The sequence below is a fragment of the Dehalococcoidia bacterium genome (genome assembly GCA_025054935.1).
In the GTDB taxonomy this organism is placed as follows: domain Bacteria; phylum Chloroflexota; class Dehalococcoidia; order SpSt-223; family SpSt-223; genus JANWZD01.
The window spans coordinates 56,756-75,187 of the sequence record JANWZD010000015.1; the positions used below are offsets into that span (position 1 = coordinate 56,756).

General features: G+C 67.5%; 18 protein-coding genes. 9 read left to right on the forward strand and 9 right to left on the reverse strand.

Going from position 1 to position 18,432, the window contains the following annotated elements:
- Positions 1-14 precede the first annotated feature (14 nt).
- A complete protein-coding gene (locus NZ773_14240) occupies positions 15-899 on the forward strand; it encodes an LLM class flavin-dependent oxidoreductase (GenBank protein MCS6803082.1) in 885 nt (294 codons plus the stop codon).
- An 11-nt stretch (positions 900-910) separates the two neighbouring features.
- Here NZ773_14240 and NZ773_14245 read toward each other — a convergent pair whose 3' ends face one another.
- A complete protein-coding gene (locus tag NZ773_14245; GenBank protein MCS6803083.1) occupies positions 911-1,351 on the reverse strand; it encodes a hypothetical protein in 441 nt (146 codons plus the stop codon).
- Between the two features lie 645 nt (positions 1,352-1,996).
- Between NZ773_14245 and NZ773_14250 the strand changes: the two genes are divergently transcribed.
- Positions 1,997-3,577, forward strand: coding sequence for an ABC transporter substrate-binding protein (locus NZ773_14250; GenBank protein ID MCS6803084.1), 1,581 nt, complete (start codon positions 1,997-1,999; stop codon positions 3,575-3,577).
- A 97-nt stretch (positions 3,578-3,674) separates the two neighbouring features.
- On the opposite strand, the gene NZ773_14255 is transcribed toward NZ773_14250, so the two are convergent.
- The 7 genes from NZ773_14255 to NZ773_14285 all read right to left on the reverse strand — a co-directional run bounded on the left by NZ773_14255 (position 3,675) and on the right by NZ773_14285 (position 7,891).
- Complete coding sequence (locus NZ773_14255; protein MCS6803085.1) at positions 3,675-4,097, reverse strand: Uma2 family endonuclease; 423 nt, start codon at positions 4,095-4,097, stop codon at positions 3,675-3,677.
- Entirely contained in the window at positions 4,098-4,265 is a 168-nt protein-coding gene (locus NZ773_14260; protein MCS6803086.1) for a hypothetical protein, read from the reverse strand.
- Positions 4,262-4,858 carry a Uma2 family endonuclease gene (locus NZ773_14265; GenBank protein ID MCS6803087.1) on the reverse strand — a complete coding sequence of 199 codons (597 nt, stop codon included), beginning with the start codon at positions 4,856-4,858 and terminating at the stop codon, positions 4,262-4,264. Before NZ773_14265 ends, NZ773_14260 begins: the two co-directional genes overlap by 4 nt.
- The gene (locus NZ773_14270) at positions 4,855-5,412 is read right to left on the reverse strand and encodes a Uma2 family endonuclease (GenBank protein ID MCS6803088.1); all 558 of its coding nucleotides are present in this window, start codon (positions 5,410-5,412) and stop codon (positions 4,855-4,857) included. Before NZ773_14270 ends, NZ773_14265 begins: the two co-directional genes overlap by 4 nt.
- 3 nt (positions 5,413-5,415) lie before the next feature.
- Positions 5,416-6,780, reverse strand: a complete 1,365-nt coding sequence (gene cysS, locus NZ773_14275; GenBank protein MCS6803089.1) for a cysteine--tRNA ligase — start codon at positions 6,778-6,780, stop codon at positions 5,416-5,418.
- Complete coding sequence (gene cysE / locus NZ773_14280) at positions 6,780-7,499, reverse strand: serine O-acetyltransferase (protein MCS6803090.1); 720 nt, start codon at positions 7,497-7,499, stop codon at positions 6,780-6,782. The genes cysS and cysE overlap by 1 nt, the downstream gene beginning before the upstream one ends.
- A 197-nt stretch (positions 7,500-7,696) precedes the next feature.
- Complete coding sequence (locus NZ773_14285) at positions 7,697-7,891, reverse strand: hypothetical protein (protein ID MCS6803091.1); 195 nt, start codon at positions 7,889-7,891, stop codon at positions 7,697-7,699.
- Positions 7,892-8,269: 378 nt separating this feature from the next.
- On the opposite strand from NZ773_14285, the gene NZ773_14290 reads away from it, so the two are divergent.
- Positions 8,270-11,509, forward strand: coding sequence for a hypothetical protein (locus tag NZ773_14290; GenBank protein ID MCS6803092.1), 3,240 nt, complete (start codon positions 8,270-8,272; stop codon positions 11,507-11,509).
- 5 nt (positions 11,510-11,514) lie between these two features.
- On the opposite strand, the gene NZ773_14295 is transcribed toward NZ773_14290, so the two are convergent.
- On the reverse strand, positions 11,515-11,955 hold the full coding sequence (locus NZ773_14295) for a hypothetical protein (GenBank protein MCS6803093.1): 441 nt from the start codon (positions 11,953-11,955) through the stop codon (positions 11,515-11,517).
- Positions 11,956-12,136: 181 nt separating this feature from the next.
- Between NZ773_14295 and NZ773_14300 the strand changes: the two genes are divergently transcribed.
- The 6 genes from NZ773_14300 to NZ773_14325 all read left to right on the forward strand — a co-directional run bounded on the left by NZ773_14300 (position 12,137) and on the right by NZ773_14325 (position 17,929).
- Positions 12,137-12,754, forward strand: a complete 618-nt coding sequence (locus tag NZ773_14300; GenBank protein MCS6803094.1) for a superoxide dismutase — start codon at positions 12,137-12,139, stop codon at positions 12,752-12,754.
- A gap of 65 nt (positions 12,755-12,819) precedes the next feature.
- Entirely contained in the window at positions 12,820-13,635 is an 816-nt protein-coding gene (locus tag NZ773_14305) for an alpha/beta hydrolase (protein MCS6803095.1), read from the forward strand.
- An 80-nt stretch (positions 13,636-13,715) separates the two neighbouring features.
- Positions 13,716-15,215: an ABC transporter substrate-binding protein gene (locus NZ773_14310; protein MCS6803096.1), complete on the forward strand. Its 1,500-nt coding sequence runs from the start codon at positions 13,716-13,718 to the stop codon at positions 15,213-15,215.
- Positions 15,216-15,319: 104 nt separating this feature from the next.
- A complete protein-coding gene (gene pgeF, locus NZ773_14315; GenBank protein ID MCS6803097.1) occupies positions 15,320-16,147 on the forward strand; it encodes a peptidoglycan editing factor PgeF in 828 nt (275 codons plus the stop codon).
- Positions 16,148-16,636 (forward strand): HIT domain-containing protein, encoded by a 489-nt coding sequence (locus NZ773_14320; protein MCS6803098.1) that lies wholly within the window; start codon positions 16,148-16,150, stop codon positions 16,634-16,636.
- A gap of 6 nt (positions 16,637-16,642) precedes the next feature.
- The gene (locus NZ773_14325) at positions 16,643-17,929 is read left to right on the forward strand and encodes a lamin tail domain-containing protein (protein ID MCS6803099.1); all 1,287 of its coding nucleotides are present in this window, start codon (positions 16,643-16,645) and stop codon (positions 17,927-17,929) included.
- Positions 17,930-18,432: the final 503 nt, after the last annotated feature.

Sequence of the window (18,432 nt, forward strand, 5' to 3'; positions counted from 1 at the left end):
CGTTCGGAGGATCGATGTCCCACCCCGCTCAGCAGCTTCGCTTTGGCGTTAATCTCTCTACCTCGGCGACGGCTGGTGCCGACCCCGCGCGCGACGCCGTCCTTGCCGAACAGCTCGGCTTCGACCTCATCGCCTGCTCCGACCATCTCCACACCGCGTATCCGAACTTCGAGACGTGGACATTCCTAACGTGGGTCGCTGCCCAGACACGCCGGGTGATGATCCTCTCCAACGTGCTCGGCCTGCCCTATCGCCCGCCGGCGGTAATCGCCAAGATGGCGGAGTCGCTCCACCGGCTGTCGGGCGGCCGGATGATCTTGGGGCTTGGCGCTGGGGCGGTCGATGCTGAATTCGCCGCCTTCGGGCTGCCGGTGCGCTCGCCTGGCGAGAAGGTCGCCGCCCTCGAGGAGGCGCTCGACATCATTCAGGCGCTCTGGCGGGAGCCGAACGTCCGTTTCGCCGGGCGCCACTATGCGGTCGATGGCGCGACGATCACGCCCCGGCCGACAAGCGCGATCCCGATCTGGCTGGGGACGTATGGACCGAAGGCGGTGCGTCTAGCGGCTGAGCGCGCCGACGGCTGGGTGCCTTCTATGCCCTATCTGCCGCTTGCCAAAGCAGTCGAGAGACGGGCGCAGCTGCGCGAGGCGGCTGCTGCCGCCGGGCGGGACCCGGACGCGCTCACCTGCGCCTACAACATCACGGTTGGAGTGGGGCGCTTCACGCCGCGCGGCGAGACGATCGCCGGCGAGCCGCCGGAGGTTGCCGCCCGGCTTGCAGAGGTCGTCCGAGCAGGGTTCACCTTCCCCATCTTCTGGATCGTCGGCGATCAGCGGACCGGAATGGAGCGTCTGGCCGGCGAGGTGCTCCCCCGCGTGCGCGAGCTGGTCGGCGGCTGATCGCGCAGGAGTCATGCTGCGGCGCTCCCGCTGATCGCGGCCGCAGCCCCGTCCATTGCGAGTCCGTCCGCGGCGATGCCGACGCCCATCCCAACCGGCGACGCCGCCGCACCGGTGAGGCCGAAGCCGGCAAGGAACGGGCTGGCGACCCCCGCTGCCATCGCGTCGCCCGCCCCGGTTCCGACGAGCATCCCAGGGCACCACGCTCCCACCGCGCCGGCGACAGTCGCGCCGACCCGCCGCAGCCTCTCCGTGACGACGAGGGAAGGCGCAGGACGATCCGCTGGGCGATGCTGACGGCCCTCCCCTCGATCAGGACTGCCAGCCCGCCGCACGCAGGTGCAGGCGACGATGGCGGTCGGGGACGGGCCCAACGGCATCGCCGTCGACCCAGTCGCGACCATCGTCGACGCCATGGTCAGTGTCATCAACGGCGCGACCGGTGCCATCATCGGCCAGCCCGCCGTCGGCAACAGCCCGTTCGGGGGCGCCTCCTTGCCGAGAATGCCCTACGCCGCAGTCAGTTGCCGAGTGGAGGGGCGCCAGCCGGACAAGCCTGCACGTCGGTCCCGCAACGCTCGTCATGCAACTGAACCGCGGTGATCTCTGGATGACCGCCTCGAGCGTCCAGGTCACGCGCCAGAACCCCGGCGGTCAGCAGTCGACCGCGTTCAGCAACGCGATCGTTCAACCGACGGTGACCGCGCTCCCAAAATCCTGCGCCGCAGATTGCCGGGTTCCAGCCGCCAAGCGCGCCGGTCGAGCCGGGAGGAGCGCATCTCGTCATGAGTTGACGGAGTGCCGCGCTAGGCCCGCTATTTCGGCGGTTCGGCGGGAGGAAACTGAGTGTCACGCTCATTCCTAGCGACCTAAGCGCTCCCGACACCATCGACGTGCAGGCGAGTACTCCTGCGCCTGGCGGCAGCCCGTCGAACGCTACTCTCTAACTGGTCGTGGCCGTTCCATAGGGCTCCTTTGCGCCGAGCGTGCCCAGCTTCGTCGCGCTTGGCGCCGAGGAAGAGAGCGGAAAAGGTATACATTCTGCGTGGATTCAGGCAAGATCACGCCCACAACCTGTCGCGAAGGAGGCTGTGTCCATGGGCCGGAATGGGCTCGCGCTCGCTGCCTGTGCTGCGCTGATCCTTGCCGCTTGCGCTCCTCCTGCTCCCTCTGCTGCCCCGGCGCCGGGCGGAACGGCGACCGCCGACGAGCAGCGCGACGATCAGCAGGTCCTCCGCATCGGTGCTGCCGGCCTGATTGCGCACCCGACGCCCTGGTCAACCGGCGGCAACGCCTACATGCTCTGGACCCTGTATGACAACCTCATCTCGCTCGGGAAGGACTACACGCCGCGGCCGTCGATCGCCGAACGCTGGGAGCTGCTTCCAGACAACACGACGTGGCGTTTTTTCATCCGGCGCGATATGACGTGGCCGAACGGCGAGAAGCTGACGGCTGCCGACGTTGAGTTCACGATGAACCAAGTGATCGAGAAGAATTGGCCCCAGCGTGCGCCGTTTGCCTCGATCACGGGCGCGCGGCTCGTCGATGAGTACACGGTCGACTTCATCGCGCGGCAGACCGACCAGTCGATCCCGAATGCGAGCCAACAGCTCTGGATTGTCCCCAAGCGCTATCTTGAACAAGTCGGCGACCGCGAGTTCGTGCTCAGGCCGATGGGGTCCGGACCGTACGAACTGGTGGAGTTTCGCGCAACAGACATCCTGCGCGTGCGAAAAAAGAGCACGCCGCATCCGTTCCGCCGCGCGATCGCGGATGAGCTGATTATTCGCCAGATCCCCGAGAACTCCCAGGTGGTTGCCGGGCTGCGAACGGGCGACCTCGATATCGCTTCCTCGCGCAACCTCACGGCCGAACAGGCAGACACGCTCAAGGCGGCGGGCCTCGTTGTCTTGGCGAACCCCGGCTCGAACATCGCCGGCATCATGCTCCAAGGACGCGCCGAAACGGAGAACACGCCGCTCCGTGACCGGCGGGTGCGCCTTGCGGTCAATTACGCCGTTGACCGCGCCTCGATCGCCCGCGCCATCTATCGCGACTACGGCCAACCGACGGGACAGCTGGCGTTTCCGGGGACACTTTACCACGACCCAGCGGTTCCGCCGTTCCCCTTCGACCCGGCGCGCGCTCGCCAGCTGCTCGCGGAAGCCGGGTATCCGAATGGGTTCAGGCTGCCTTGCGGGATCGACTTCACCCTGTCGATGACTCCCTCCGACTTGGTGGTTGCGGTGCAGAGCAACCTGCGTCAGGTGGGCATCGAGGTGGAGGTCAATCAGCTGGAACTGACCGAGTACGTCGACAAAGCGTATGGCCGGAAGCAGCAGTGCGACATGATGTTCGGCGGCACCGCAGACTTCCTCGGTTTTGGGCCGAGCCGGGTGTTCCAAGGCTGCGGGAAGCCGGCAGGGGGCGGTCCCGGCACGACGTGGTACTGCAACCCGGAATGGGACCGGCTGATGGACCTTGCCTATGCCGAGCGGGATCTCCAGAAGCGGATCGAGTATGCGCGGCAGGCCAACGCTATCCAGCGGCAGGACAGCTACTTGCTCTTCATGCTGAATGCGCCAAGCTTCATCGCCTACTCGCCGAAGATCCGCGGGATGAATATTGAACTGTCGTTCATCTACAACTTCGACAGTGTCTACCGGGTGAGATAGGACGCAGCCACGCCGTCTCTTGCGGACTGCCCGACGGCAGTGAGACTGGCGCTGTGCCTGTCAAGCGCGGGGTGAAAGGGGCGGCCGGGATACGGCCTCAGCCGCTTTTCACGAGCGGGGGCGCAGTGCTGCCGGATGACGGTCCCGCGATCGCTTCGACGTTGAGCATGTGGTCGGGGCAGGCGAGCGGTGCGATGCTCTCGCCGCGCTGAAGTCGGGTGACTGACTGGTAGCCGTTCTGGGCGGGGAGGCGGAGGATGATCGGTCGGCCCGCATCGAGGTCGGCGACCCAGTAGTCGGGGACGCCGGCCGCCGCGTCAGCGCTCGCCTTGTAGCCGCTGTCGAGGGCGAAGGTCATGTCGGCAACTCGATGACAAGCAGGGCATCCTGCGCCCGAAATCCGGCCTTTTAGGAAACAGACGCCGCTCTCCGGGTGGTAGAGGAAAAGGTTGGGAACGAAATACTGCGTCGCGCTAACGCGCATGTCGCTTTGGACTTGGACGAACGCTCGGCCGTCCACCTACGCATGGAAGAGGGTCGCGAAGCGGCCAAGTCGCAGGATCTGCTGATTGCCGAGCGCTGCCATTTCCATGGAGTTCCGCCGGTCTTCGGTGCGAAAGAAGCCCAGCTCGCCCATGCGCTGAAACCCGTCGGCAGTGAGGAGGCGCGGCTTGGCGGGGCTGCTCATGGCTGCTCCGCTGGCCCGAGGATGGCCTCGACGGGGACAGTAAGGTCGGGGAGGGCGAGCGGGGCGACGGTCTCGCCGCGCTGAAGTCGGGTGACTGACTGGTAGCCGCTCTGGGCGGGGAGACGGAGGATGATCAGTTGGCCCGCATCGAGGTCGGCGACCCAGTAGTCTCGGATGCCGGCCTTGGCATAGGCGGCGGCTTTGGGGCCGAGGTCGTACTCGAGCGAATGGACAGCGACTTCGACAAGTAGCAAGACATCTTCAGCGGTGGGAGTTGCGCGGGCATAGAAATCGGCGCGCGGTCGGAGGAGCGCAACATCCGGCTGCGGTTCGTTCAAGTCATCCAGCCGGATAGGATCCTGGACGCTGACGATGACATCTTCAGGGACGCGGCGGCCGAAAAAGTGATTGGTCCGTTTCACTGCTGCCGCATGGCTATCGCTGACCGGGGTCATCGCAACTACGATCCCATCGAGGAGCTCGGTCCGCTCGTCAGGTCGCAGTATCCCCACCCGTCCCATCCGATGGTACTCGGCGACCGTGAAGCGTCGGGGGCGCGGTTCAGCTGCGGCGCGTTGGGATGCGAGGGTCATCGTCCCTCCGTTCTAGGGCCGAGGACGGCCTCGACGGGGACAGTAAGGTCGGGGAGGGCGAGCGGCGCGATGCTCTCGCTGCACTGGTTGACTTGGACGGTGCGGTGGCCGCGCGGCGCCGGGTCGCGGCACACCGTGCTCCAGCCCCCGTTCAGGGCCGAGGCCCCGTACTCGGGGACGCCTTTGCGAACGCGGTCGCGCTGGAGGGAGGTGTCAGCGATCTCGATGACAAGCCGCCTGCCCTCGGCGGCCGGGGCCATGCCGGCGCAGGGATCGTCCCGCCCGGCGAGGAGAGCAAGACCCGGCTGGGGCACATTGCGCAGGCCAAGCACGTCCGCGTTGTGCGGGCGTGCCACAGCGCGGTTGCCGAGCGCTTGAACGAAGTCGCGCGTGCCGCGATTGACGGAGCTCATGGGCGGCGGGGTAAGCGGGGGCGTTTCGACGCTCTCCCCTTCCGGCAGTTCGCTGCGTTCGTCCTCGTCGAGGATGCCGGCATCGAACTGCTGCTGGAACCCCCGGACCGTGAACTGGCGCCGCTTGCCGTTGGTGACCATCGCTCACACCTTGGCCTTCCAGAGCGTGCCTTGGGGCGTGTCCTCGAGCGCAATGCCCAGTTCTGCCAGCCGATCACGAATGCGGTCGGCGAGGGCAAACTGCTTGGCCGCGCGGAGGTCGCGCCGGACGTCGATTAGGAGCTCCACAAACGGCGCTGCGCCGGCGGTCTTCGTCGGCGGCGGAAGGAACTGGAGGCCAAAAACTCCGCCCCCAAGCTCAAGAAGGAGCGCCCGCGCGCCCGCGATCGACTGTCTTGCTTCGCGCCGCCGATTCAGTTCGCGGACGAGGTCGAACAGGATCGCCTTGCCGGCAGCGACATTGAAATCGTCATCCATGGCAGCGATAAAGCGGTCACGCCAAGGGTCCGGGTCGAAGTCGTCTGGCCCGCCGGGGTCGGCCGCCGCGACCGCCCGGCGAATGTAGTCGGCCTCGCGCTCCGCTGCCGGCAAGCTGTCCTCGGTGTAGGTGAGCGGCCGGCGATAGTTCGAGCCAAGGAAAAAGAGGCGGAGAGCGTCGGCGCTGAAGCGATCGAGGATCTCGCGAATGGGGATCAGGTTGCCGAGCGACTTGCTCATCTTCTCGCCGCCCAGCTGCAGCAGGCCGTTGTGCAGCCAGTAGCGGACAAACGGGGGGCGCTCCGAGATCGCCTCTGACTGCGCGCGCTCGTTCTCATGGTGCGGAAAGATCAGGTCGGCGCCGCCGCCATGAATGTCGATCTGCTCGCCGAGGTAGCGCGCGCTCATCACCGAGCATTCGATATGCCACCCTGGCCGGCCGGGACCCCATGGGCTCTCCCACGCCGGCTCGCCCGGCTTCGCAGCCTTCCAGAGCGCAAAATCCAGCGGATCCTCTTTCTGCTCCCCGACCTCAATGCGCGCCCCAGCGCGCATGCCCTCGAGGGTCCGGTGGGAGAGCGCGCCATAGCTGGGGAACTTGCGGACACGGAAGTAGACATCGCCGCCAGCCTCGTAGGCCATGCCCTTGGCAATCAGCGTCTGCACGGCGGCGATGATGCCCGGTACTTCGCCGGTTGCTCGCGGATAGATATCCGCTCGGCGGATGCCAAGCGCATCCATATCACGGAAGTACTCGACAATCTGCTGCTCGGCCAGTTCACTTGCTGCGATCCCGGCCTCAGCGGCTCGGGCGATGATCTTGTCGTCAATGTCGGTGAAGTTCTGGACATAGCGGACACGGTAGCCGCGATATTCGAGATAGCGGCGAATAACGTCGAACTGGACGTAGCTCATCGCGTGTCCGATATGGGAGGGCGCGTAGGGCGTCACGCCGCAGACATACATCCGCACCGGGTCGTGCGCGGGCTGGAACAGCTCTTTCTCGCCGGTCAACGTGTTCGTCACACGGATCATGCGCGCGCCTCCTGACCGGCGGTTGCGGCGTAGCGATGCACGATCTCGTCGAAATCGATCGCCGGCGCGCTGGGGTTGGGAGCCCGGCCCTCGAGCGCGGCAACCCGGGCTTCAAGCTCGACTACCCGCTGCTGGAGCGCGTGGATCGCCTCAGCAACCGGGTCCGGCAGGCGTTCGATCGTGCCGGAGTCGGCGTCGCGGATCGCCACGACCCGGCCGGGAACGCCCACGACCGTGGCGCGAGCAGGAACTGATTGAACGACGACCGAGCCGGCGCCGACCTTGACGTCATCCCCGATCTCAATCGAGCCGAGCAGCTGCGCTCCGGCGCCCACGACGACGCGGTTGCCCAGCGTCGGATGGCGCTTGGTGCGGCGGGTCGAGACGCCGCCGAGAGTGACGCCTTGGTACAGCGTGCAGTCATCGCCGATCACCGCGGTCTCGCCGATCACAACGCCCATGCCGTGGTCGATGAACAGCCCTTCGCCGATCTGGGCGCCGGGATGGATCTCGATCCCCGTCAGGGCGCGGCCGAGGTGGGAAATAAGCCGCGGGATGAGCGGAACGCGCCGTTTCCAAAGGGCGTGAGCAAGCCGATGGATGGTGCGGGCATGAAAGCCGGGGTAGGTCAGAACTACTTCGAGGGCGCTCCGGGCGGCGGGGTCGCGCTCGAGCGCCGCCTGGATATCACGCCGAATACTGCGCCAGAGCGCCATACTCACCTCCGGTGCCAGCGTCAGGACGGCCGTCGGGGACGGGGCGCCGCCTCAGCAGCGCCCCGAGCGACAGGAGCAGCGCGTCGGAAGCGGCCCAGGGCCCGGAGCAAGCATCACTCGAGTATGGCACAGCGTTCGGCAGCGCGCTTCTCGCCGGCCGACAAGGCGACGCTGCCGAGCGGTCAGGAGATGCAGCCTTACCAGAGCTTTCCTTCTTCGAGCCAGCGCTTCACCTCAGCAGCCTTCTGCCGCGCCTGCTCCATGTCAGGGAATTTCCAGACCGTGCGCGGCTGGTCGTCCCAGCCAAGGATACACACTTCGTTCCAAGGGCCGACCTGACGGATCACGACTGACTCGACGCGATCTTTGATCTTCTCGCGGGAGACTTCCATGAAGGCTTTCCTCGAAGGCTTTCCTCTCGCAATGTTGCGTCCGGATTGTATGCAAGCCTGCCCCACTGGCGCAATCTTGCTCTCGCCTCGGCACGTTCTGGCGGGAGAGCAACGGCTGCTCTCGCTCGGCATCCTTCTCGGGGCAGGCCGTTGCCCGCTTCTCGCGCTCCCCTCCCCCTAAGCCGCTGCCCTGACCGTCCTCCAGCATGAAGCGGAGTGCTTCCCTCGCTTCGCACTGCGGCTTCATCGTCGGGCGGCAGCCGCCTGTGAGCGTCAACGGCCTGTTCGAATCGGGGAGCGACCACATAGACTTCATCGCGAGGCGCTGCCCGCTCGGCCAGCGACGCAAGCAGTCACCCGGAGAGAAGGCGGCAACTGTTGGGCGCCATTGTCCAGCTTGCGCTGGAACGAATTCAGGCCAATTGGAAGCTGCTGAGCGCCGTTATGCTCGGCGTGCTCGCCTCGGTCGTTCTTCTCGCGAGTGCGCCGCTCTACTCGGGCGTGCTGAATGATCTCGGCCTGCGTTACACGCTGCTTCGCGAACCGCCTGCCCGCTCCGACCTTATCGTTCAGCTGACTGGCCGGCCGACCCGAGCCGGCGACTATGCCGCAGCGAGGAGCGCGATCGAGGAGCAGGTTGACGCTGCGCTCGGCCGCTATCTCGGTTCGCCCGTGCGCTATGGCAGAAGCGCCAGCTACTTTGTCTACCGTCCCGGCCAAGTCATCCCGCCCCCCGGCCAGACAAGCGCAGCTCAGCCGCGCGGCTATATCCAGTTTGCTGACGGCATCGAGGGAAAGCTGCGGATTATCGAGGGCACATGGCCGGCCGCAAGCAGCAGCGAGACGGCGGCGATTGCAGGGTTCCAAGCTGCCGCGGAGCTGGGGCTCAAGGTCGGCGAGAGCGTGCTGCTCGCCCCCGTGACAGGCGGCGAGCCGATGCCGGTCCGGATTGTCGCTCTTGGCGAAGCCGCGGACCGCAACGACCGGTTCTGGACTGTCGGCGCAGTGCGCATGAGCGAGCAAGCGCGCGATTGGGTCATCCTTCCTCTCGTTGTTGCCCCGGAACAGTACTTTGCGGCCGCTGAGCGCGCCTCGTCCGACTACACCTGGCTGTGGCCGGCAGACACGGCGCGGATCACGACCGCCAACGCGGCGGCGGTGCGCGACGCGATTGGCCGGCTGCGGGCTAGTCTTCCCGGCGCCGTCCAAGGCGCAACGATTGTGACCGCCCTCGACTCGATCCTCGGCGACTACCTCGCCAAGCTCGCGCTCACCGAAATCCCGCTCTATCTCCTCATCCTTCAGATTGTCGGGCTTGTGCTGTTCTATCTCGTCCTAGTCGGCAACGTGCTGGTTGACCGCGAGGCAGGAGAGATTGCGCTGCTGAAGAGCCGGGGAGCGACAGCAGGTCAGATCCTGCTGCTCTATCTGGTCGAGGGGGCGGCGATGGGGGGCGTCGCTGTCGCGGTCGGCCCGCCGCTTGCGGCGCTGCTAACGGCGTCGCTCGGCTATCTGCCGGGCTCGCCGCTCGCTGGGGGCGGCGCGCTCCCCGTTCGGCTCGGGCTCGAGACATGGCTGCTGGCGCTGGCGGGCGCGGCGCTTGCCCTGCTCGCCCTTCTCATCCCCGCGAGCCGCGCTGCGCGCGTCAGCATCCTCCTCTACCGCCGGCAGGCTGCCCGCGCCAGCGGCGCTCCGGTCTGGCAGCGCTATTATCTCGACCTCGCGCTGCTCGCTTTCGCGCTCTTTGGCTTCTGGGCGGTCCGCCAGCAGTCGGCGCTCGCCGGCGCACAAGCGGTCGACCCCTTGCTCCTCCTCTCCCCTGCACTCCTCGCTCTCGCCCTCTCTGCGGCCTTCCTCCGGCTGATCCCGCTGGTGTTTCGGCTCCTGCTGCGCCTCGCCGGCGGGCTCGCGCCTGCTCCCATCGCGATCGCGCTTACCCAGATGAGCCGCCGGCCCGCGCCCTACACCCGCCTGATCCTGCTGCTGACGCTGACGACGACGCTCGGTCTGTTCAGCGCCACTTTCAGCGGCACAATCGACCGCTCGTACCATGACCGGACAGCGTATCGCGTGGGGGCGGATGCGCGCATCGAAGGGATCAACGGCGGCGCCGGCCGACCGAAGGCGCAGATCCTCGATGCTGTCAGCGCGGCCGGGGCCGGGGCGGCGACGGCAGCCTACCGCGCCGATGGCCAAGTCGGTCCCCCGCAGCAGAGCCAACGCTACCGTTTTCTCGCGGTCGACACCGCGACGGCAGGAGAGGTCCTCTGGTTTCGGCAGGACTTCGCGCCGCGTCCGCTCCCCGACCTGCTCGCCGAGATCGCCGACGAGGGGACGTTTGCCGACGGCCCAGCGCTGCCGGAAGGGGGCGAGACGCTCGGCCTCTGGGTGCGGCCGACGCCACGGCAGGAGCGGCTTGCCCTGCTCATCCGGCTGCGCGACGCGGAGGGACAGCTGCTCGACGTGGAGCTGGGGCGGCTCGATTTCGCCGACTGGCGCTACCTCGAAGCGCCGCTCGAGCCGCTCGGGCGCTATCGTCCCCCGCTCCGCCTCGCCGCGCTCTACCTTCAGCCGGTTGGCGGGTTTGCCGAACCGGGCGGCGGCGCGATCTTGCTCGACGACCTTGCGATCCGCGAGCCCGGCGGCATCCGCCGCATTGTCGACCCCCTCGACTCGACGGCTGGCTGGGAGATCCTGCGCGATGGCGCGGGGGAACAGCAAGACACGCTCACGGTGGTTCGTGCCGACACCCGCACCGGCACCCCCGCTCTTCGCTTCGCGTGGTCCCCGCGCCGCACCTTTGGCACGCGCGGGATTGCCATTCGCGACGACGACACACCCCTTCCGGTGCTCGCGTCGCCGGGCTTCTTGCAGGCGGCAAGCCGCCAGGTCGGGCAGACGCTGCTCCTGAACATCGGCGACCGCACTGTGCCCGCGGTGATCAAGGCGACGGTCGACCTCTTCCCGACGCTCGAGCCAGACGGGCCCGGCTTTGTCGTCGCCGCGCTTGAGCCGACGCTCACGCGAGTGAATGCCGTTCCGGGCCGGCCGATCTACCCAAACGAGGTGTTCCTCCGCCTGCCCACCCCGAGCGCTGACCTTGAGACGTTGGGGTTCCGCACTCTCGCCGCTCGCGCCGTGCTCTCGCAGCGCGCTCTTCTCGATGAAGCGAGCAGCGACCCCCTCATTGCTGCCGGCTGGGCAGGGATCCTGACGCTCGCCTTCCTCGCTGCGCTCACGCTGTCATTGGTCGGCTTTCTCGTTCAGAGCGTTCTGCTGCTGCAGCGCCGTCTCGTCGAGTTCGCTATCCTGCGGACAATGGGGCTCTCCTACCGGCAAGTGGCCGCGCTGATCGCGTTCGAGCAGGTGTTTCTCATTCTCGCAGGGATCGCCGCCGGCACGGTGCTCGGTCTCCAGATCGGCGCCCAGATGCTCCCCTTCCTTGAGTTGACCGAGCGCGGAACGCGGGTGCTCCCCCCCTTCATTATCACCACCCAGTGGGCAGCCGTCGTGCCGGCCTATGCCTTACTCGTGCTCTTTTTTGCCGGCGCGATCGCTGCGACCGGCGCGGTCGTCTCCCGCCTTCCGCTCGGCCGCACCTTGCGGATTGGCGAATGAGCGGGCTACTCCTGGAGCGTCAGCCGGCTGGCGCGAAAGGAGGTGCGCGCAATAATGCGGCCATCGACGTGCAGCAGCACGGTGTAGCGTCCCGGCTGGGCGATCGTCAGCTGGTTGAGCGTGATGGTGACCGGCATCGACACCTCCTCGCCGGGCTCGGCGTGGGGCGGCCGGCCGACGTTGAACTGGAGGCGCGGCGGCTCGGGAAGAAGGCTCGCGCCGTCCTCATCGACGAGCGCGACAAGGAGCTCGTGGGGATGAGCGGTTGCGCCCCACGGGATGACCAACTTGATCGCCAGCGCCAGCTGCGGATGAACAAAGGGGAACGAGCGGCTGTAGAGGGTGTCCCAGCCGCCGCCGAGAATGTACAGCTTGCCGTTCGCTTCCTGCGCCCCGTCGGCGAGGATGAAACACTCGGCGCGAATCGAGTCAACCCAGTCGTACATACCGCCTCCGCGCTCGCAGCATAGCAGGACGCGAGCGGACGGCCGCGCTTCCCGCCTGGCGTGAAGAGCAGACGCGCTGGGGCGCGCTCCGAGAGCGGAGCGAACGAGGCACAAGGCACGAGCGATGTAGCATAATCGGCGCGCCGGCTCTCGTGCCGAGCATCTTCCCCGGAGGACCAGCATGGCATTTCAATTGCCGCCGCTCCCCTATGACTTCAACGCGCTCGAGCCGTACATCGATGCGCGGACGATGGAAATCCACCACGACCGTCACCATGCTGCCTACGTTACCAACCTCAACGCCGCGATCGAGAAATACCCCGAGCTGGCGAACCGGACCCTTGAGGAGCTGATCACCAACCTCGACGCCATCCCAGAGGACATTCGGACGGCGGTCCGCAATAACGGCGGTGGCCACTGGAACCACACGATGTTCTGGGAGATCATGGGGCCGCGCGCCGGCGGCGAGCCGGAAGGGGACCTCGCCTACGCCATCCGCGATGCGTTCGGCAGCTTCGCCGAGTTCAAGAACCTCGTCAACCAAGCGGGGCTCGCCCGCTTCGGCAGCGGCTGGGCATGGCTGACCATGGAGCCAAGCGGTGCGCTGCGGATTGAGAGTACGCCGAACCAGGATGTGCCGCTGATGGAAGGGCGCATCCCGATCCTCGGGGTTGATGTCTGGGAGCATGCGTACTACCTGCTCTATCAGAACCGCCGCGGCGACTATCTCAATGCTTGGTGGAATACGGTCAACTGGGCAGCGGTCAGCGAGCGCTACAAGAAGGCGAAGCAGCGGTAGCTGACCGCTCGCGCGGTGCTCCTCGGCGAGCAGAGGCAGCGCTTGCGCGGGGAGAAGGAGGAGAAATGACCGCCAAACCGCGCAAAGGGTATGTTGATGCCCCAACCGGCCAAGTGCACTACCGCATGCTCGGCGAGGGCGTGCCACTCCTCCTTCTCCACCAGTCTCCGAACTCGTCGCTCATGTTCAGCCGGGCGATGCCGTTCCTTGCGGCGCGCGGCCTGCGGGCGATCGCCATCGATACGCCGGGCTACGGCAACTCCGACGTACCGGACGAGCGCCCCAGCATCGAGACCTACGCCAGCGTCATCCCCGCGGTATTGGACGCCTTCGGGCTGGACCGCTCCGCCCTCCTTGGGCATCACACCGGGGCGGCGATTGCCTGCGAGTTCGCGGTATGCCACCCGGAGCGGGTGACAACGCTCATCCTGAACGGCCCGCCGCTCTACACCGACGAAGAGCGCGAAGCACGCTTAGCGCGCGCGCCAGCAGGACCGCTGCCGCTGCAGCCCGATGGCAGCCATCTCCTCCAGCGGTGGCAGCGCCGCATCGCGGCATCGCCGGGCTGGACCGACCTCGAAGCGATGCATCGGGGCGTGGTCCAGACCCTGATCGCGGGCGAGTACGATTGGTACGGCCATCGGGCAGCCTTTGAATATCGCATGCTGCCCCGCTTTCTTGCGCTGACGGTCCCGACTCTCATCCTGACGAATACTGGCGAAGATCTCTATCACCACTCGTGCCGCGCTCGCGACCTGCGGCCCGACTTCGCCTTTTTTGCCCTCGAGGGCGGAACGCACGATATTGTCGATGAGCAGCCCGAGAACTGGGCAAACGTCGTCGCCGACTTCGTTCTCGGAGAGGGGCGCTGGGCGCGCTGAGCGCAGCGACCGCTCGCGCTCCGACCATCGGCTCGGTCGGGTGAGCGCAGCTGCGGCGCTCCCTCGCTACAATGCCCCCGATGGATGGTCGAACGCTCGTTCTGCCAATGCGCTCGACGCGTGTCTCGCTCGAAAGCGACCGGCCGATGACGGGCGTCTACCATGTCACGCATCATCTCTATGACGCTCTCGCTGCCCCGGAAATCCGCCGCCTGCCTGATGGGCGCTTCTTCGCCGACTTTGATCGCATTGCCGGCCGGCTGGCGGAGCGTTTCGAGCCGAACGATGACTTCAGCCGTTGGCGCGTTGTCCTCCGTCGGGGTGTCCGGAGCCATGCCGGCAACGAGCTGACAAGCGATGATGTGCTCTGGAGCTACGCACGGGCCTTCGCGTTTCGCGCCATCGGCAGGTGGCGCATCGCGACGATTGCTGGCGTACCGCCGGTCGACGGCGTTCGAGCGCTCGACCGCTACACCGTCGAATTCCGAATCGAGGGAGCGAATCCTTCCTTTCCGCGCTATCTCTGCTTCGGCACCTGCGCCATCGTCGACTCAACCGAAGCCCTGCGCCATGCGACCGCCGACGATCCGTGGGCGTCGGCGTATCTTGCGGCGGTCCCGTGCGGCTTCGGCGCCTTCGACCTTGCCGCTCACGATGAAGAGCGGCTCCGCTTGGTGCCGCGTCGAGCGTTCTGGGCGGGCCCGCCCCCGATCGAGGCCGTCGAGTATCGGGCGGTGCCGGAACGGCAAGTCGGTCTTGAACTGTTCGCGCGCGGGGAAGCGAACTGCCTCGTCGGGCTTACTCCCGATGAAGCAGTCGCGGTCGCAGCGCTGCCGGGCGTGACGCTCCGGCTCGCTCGCACCAACCACGCTGCAATCGAGTTCAACCGCGAACGCCCGCCCTTTGACCGCCGCGCCGCCCGCGAGGCGGTGCTGCGCACCATCCCCTATGAGCGATGTCTCGCTGAAGGGTCGCTCGGGTTTGCTGAACGCCAGCTTGGGCTCTACCTGCCGAATACGCCGGGGCAGCTGAACGGCGCTTGGCCGTATCCGCCCGACCGCGACCTAAGCCGTCGGCTCGTGCGGGAGGCGGGAGCGAGCGGAGCAACGGTCACCTTGGCGACGGTCCGCTCGCCGGAAGCAGCACGCATCGCCGCGCTGATCGGCGAGGCGCTGGCGGCAATCGGGCTGGAGGTCGAGCATCGGGCTGTCGACGAGTTCGGCGATGAGCTTCCCGACCTCTTCCTGCGTGACGACTGCAGCCACGGCATCGCCGACCCCCACTACGATCTCGCTCTCGACTTCGCGCCGCCGCGCGACATGCCGTTCCGGCTTCTCCACGGTCCCCGGCTTTCGGCAGAACTGCGCGAGATCCGCCGCGCGCCGGCGCGGGAGCAGCCGGGCCGGTATCGCGCCCTCAATCGTCAGATGCTTGCCGAAGCGGCGTGGGTTCCGCTCAGCGGACACACCTACATCATCGCTCACCGCGAACTCGACCCCTGGTTTCTGGGGCCTGCCTATTTGCCGCTCGCGAGTCTGCACTGGAATGCGGCTCGCTATGTGCTTCCGCCGTACCGGTAGCGTGCCGAGGGCGGCGCGGCAGGGGCGAGGGACGGGGGACGGTCAAGCGGCGCGCGATTTCCGATATCATGGGCACGCGTGGCAGATTCTGGCGGGACGACGTGATGAGCGGACGCGACGCGGCGACAGCGATGCCCTCTCCGCAGCCGCTGGCAGCACTGCGGTTTTCCGTGCTGGAGGCGCATGGCGTTCGCCATGCGGCGACCTTGCGCACGCGCGGAGCGAGCCGGCCGCCCTATCATTACGGCAACCTCGGCTTTGCCGTTCCCGACGACCCGCAGGCCGTGGTCGCCAACCGCGAAGCGGCAGCGGCGGCAGCGGGGGTGACGCTCGACGCGCTGGTCGTTGGTCAGCAGGTGCACGGCGATCGGATTGCGGCGGTCGGTCCCGCAGATCGGGGGCGGGGCGCTCGCGGACGAGATGCCCTGCCGGCGACAGATGCGCTGATAACGGACTCTCCCGAAGTGGCGCTGCTGGTGCTGACTGCAGACTGCGCGGCGCTCGTGCTCTATGCTCCCGATGTCCGAGCGCTTGGCGTCGCGCATCTCGGCTGGCGTGGGACCGTCGCCCGCTTGGCGGAGAAGATGGTGGACGCGCTTGCTCAGCGCTACGGCGCGGACCCGCGGCGCCTTGTCGGCGCGCTCGCGCCGAGTATTGGCCCGTGCTGCTATGGTGTCGGAGAGGAGGTGATCGACGCCGTGCGGTCTCGCTTCCGGTCGCCCGATGCGCTGCTCATTCGCCGTGCCGCCGGGGTTGCCTTCGACATCCCGGGCGCGATCCTGCAGCAGCTTGCTGACGCGGGCGTGGCGCCTGCTGCGATCGAGCGGAGCCCGCTCTGTACCTCCTGCCGGACCGATCTCTTCTATTCTCACCGCGCCGAACGCGGCCGGACCGGGCGGACCGGGCTGATTGCGGCGCTGCCGGCGGTCTGAATGGAGCGATTATGGACCCCGTGGCGGTTCGCCTACGTGACGGCTGAGGCGCCGAAGAGCTGCGTCCTCTGCGAGAAGTGGGCCAGCGACCAGGATCGCGACAATCTGGTTCTCCTGCGCGGGGAGCGCGCGTTCATCCTCCTGAACCTTTTCCCCTATAACCCCGGGCATCTGATGGTGGCGCCGGTGGCTCACATCGCCAGCCTGCCGGCGCTCGACCCCGCCGCTCGGGCGGAGATGTTCGAGCTGGCGTCGCTCGCCACCGACGTTCTCAGCCAGGTCATGAAGCCGAACGGGTTCAATCTCGGCATGAATCTCGGCCGCTCCGCTGGCGCGGGGATCGCCGACCATCTGCATCTCCACGTCGTGCCTCGCTGGGAGGGCGATACCAATTTCATGCCGCTGCTGGCCAACACGCGCGTGCTTCCGGAGACCTTGCCTCAGACCTACGACCGGCTGCGTCCTGCCTTCGAGGCGGCGCGCCGCTAGCCGTCTGTGCGCTGGGCCGCCGTCGCACTGGGGCTGGCCGCAAGCGCGCTGGCGCTCGTCTCGGCGGCTCGCTCCGAGACGAACCTCCTCGCGAATGGCAGCTTCGAAATCGCCGACGAGACGGGAAGGCCCGTTGCGTGGCTCGTCGAGGGCGGGCAGCTGCGGCAAGTCGCTCGACCGGAGGGCGGGTTCGCCGGCAGGTTCACGACGGGATCGAGCGGCCAAGTCTTCCAATCGCTTCCTGCTGTCGCGGGAAGCGCGATCCGCGCCACGGCGCAGCTGAGCGCTACCGCGCCGTCGTCGAGTGTGCTCCGCGTCGAAGTCGTCATTCAGCGCTCCACCGGCGCGTCTCCAGACATTGTGCCGCTGAACGTCGCGATCGTCGGCGCGTGGGTTACCGTTGAGATCCCCTACGTCTTCGTCGCTGAAGACGCGCTCAACACGACGCTTCGGGTCCGGCTTGCCGGAGAAGCGCCTGCCGAAGCGTGGCTCGATGAGATCGTGGTCGTGGCGCGTCCCGGTCCGACGGCGACACCCACAGTCACCCCCTCCGAGACTGCCACTCCCACGGCAACCCGCACCCCGACCGCAACGCGCACGCCGACGGCGACCCGCACGCCGACAGTCATGCCGCCTGCCGATGCATCGCCGACCGCGACGGACACGGTTCCGCCGCCAAGTCCTCCTCCCGCCGCAAGTCGGACGCCCTCGCCGACCGTCACCCCAACGCCGACCCTCAGCGGGCGGTCGCCGGCGCATTTCGGCGACCTGCTCATCAGCGAAGTGCTCGCCGACCCGGCCGAGGCGCCGGAGCGCGAAGGGGAGTGGGTCGAACTCTACAACCCGAGCGCCGTCGCGTTCGCGCTCGCCGGCTGCGCGCTGGAGGACAATGGCGGACGGACGGTGCTTCCCGCTGAGGCAGCGATCTCCCCGGGCAGTTTCATTGTCCTCGCCGCCTCCGACCGCGTACGGCACGACTACCGCCCGCGCGGCGAAGTCAGGATCATCGGGCGGATCGGCAACGGGCTGGCTAATGCCGGCGATCGCGTCGTGCTGCGCTGCGGGGAGGCCGTTGTCGACCAAGTTTCGTGGGGGAGCGATGCCACGGCCCTCTCACCGCCGCCGCCGTCGCCTGGGAACGGCCGCTCGCTCGCTCGGCTCGACCTGGAGCCGCAGGAACGGCCGCGCTACGCCGCCAACCGCTCCCCCTCGCCCGGCTGGTTCGCCGTCGTCTTGCGCGACCCAGTCTATCTCCCAGCCGTTGGGCGAGCGGCGCCCCTCGCTGGCGAGTAGCGACGTTGTCACTCAAGGGAGAGCTGTCACGGCTGAGAGACTGACTAAGGCTGTAGCGGAGGATGATGCCGCCGTCGCCGACGGCCCAGGCATCCGTGGCAGAGATGATGGAGACGCCGTTCAGGTTGCTGTCCGTCGGCGTGCTGCTCAGCCGCGTCCAACTGCCGCCCTGCAGGCGCCAGATCTCGCCGCCGTCGCCCACCGCCCAGCCTGTCTGGCTGTCGAGGAGGGCGACCGCGTTCATCGTCTGGGCGCTCGGCGGGCTGATTGTGCTCCATGTCGTGCCGTTGTACTGCATCAGCGCTCCATTCGCTCCCACTGCCCACGCCGCGCTCGCGCCGAAAGCGGCGACGGCGTGGAGCGGCGCAGGAGCAGTCGCGACTGCCTGCCAAGCGCTGCTCCCGGTTCCGCCGCTCCACCGATAGATGCGGTTGTCGCCGTCACCGGTCACTGCCCAGCCGAGGCTGCTTGAGACCAGATCGATCCCCCGGATGCGCGCGGTG

Excerpts from the sequence above, each read along its gene's own strand:
- NZ773_14245 (MCS6803083.1), bottom strand. The coding sequence starts at position 1,351 with ATGATGGCACCGGTCGCGCCGTTGATGACACTGACCATGGCGTCGACG.
- cysE (MCS6803090.1), bottom strand. The coding sequence starts at position 7,499 with ATGGCGCTCTGGCGCAGTATTCGGCGTGATATCCAGGCGGCGCTCGAG.
- NZ773_14285 (MCS6803091.1), bottom strand. The coding sequence starts at position 7,891 with ATGGAAGTCTCCCGCGAGAAGATCAAAGATCGCGTCGAGTCAGTCGTG.
- NZ773_14250 (MCS6803084.1), top strand. The coding sequence starts at position 1,997 with ATGGGCCGGAATGGGCTCGCGCTCGCTGCCTGTGCTGCGCTGATCCTT.
- NZ773_14310 (MCS6803096.1), top strand. The coding sequence starts at position 13,716 with ATGGATGGTCGAACGCTCGTTCTGCCAATGCGCTCGACGCGTGTCTCG.
- NZ773_14240 (MCS6803082.1), top strand. The coding sequence starts at position 15 with ATGTCCCACCCCGCTCAGCAGCTTCGCTTTGGCGTTAATCTCTCTACC.
- NZ773_14270 (MCS6803088.1), bottom strand. The coding sequence starts at position 5,412 with ATGGTCACCAACGGCAAGCGGCGCCAGTTCACGGTCCGGGGGTTCCAG.
- NZ773_14320 (MCS6803098.1), top strand. The coding sequence starts at position 16,148 with ATGGAGCGATTATGGACCCCGTGGCGGTTCGCCTACGTGACGGCTGAG.
- NZ773_14295 (MCS6803093.1), bottom strand. The coding sequence starts at position 11,955 with ATGTACGACTGGGTTGACTCGATTCGCGCCGAGTGTTTCATCCTCGCC.
- NZ773_14305 (MCS6803095.1), top strand. The coding sequence starts at position 12,820 with ATGACCGCCAAACCGCGCAAAGGGTATGTTGATGCCCCAACCGGCCAA.
- NZ773_14260 (MCS6803086.1), bottom strand. The coding sequence starts at position 4,265 with ATGAGCAGCCCCGCCAAGCCGCGCCTCCTCACTGCCGACGGGTTTCAG.
- pgeF (MCS6803097.1), top strand. The coding sequence starts at position 15,320 with ATGAGCGGACGCGACGCGGCGACAGCGATGCCCTCTCCGCAGCCGCTG.
- NZ773_14265 (MCS6803087.1), bottom strand. The coding sequence starts at position 4,858 with ATGACCCTCGCATCCCAACGCGCCGCAGCTGAACCGCGCCCCCGACGC.
- NZ773_14300 (MCS6803094.1), top strand. The coding sequence starts at position 12,137 with ATGGCATTTCAATTGCCGCCGCTCCCCTATGACTTCAACGCGCTCGAG.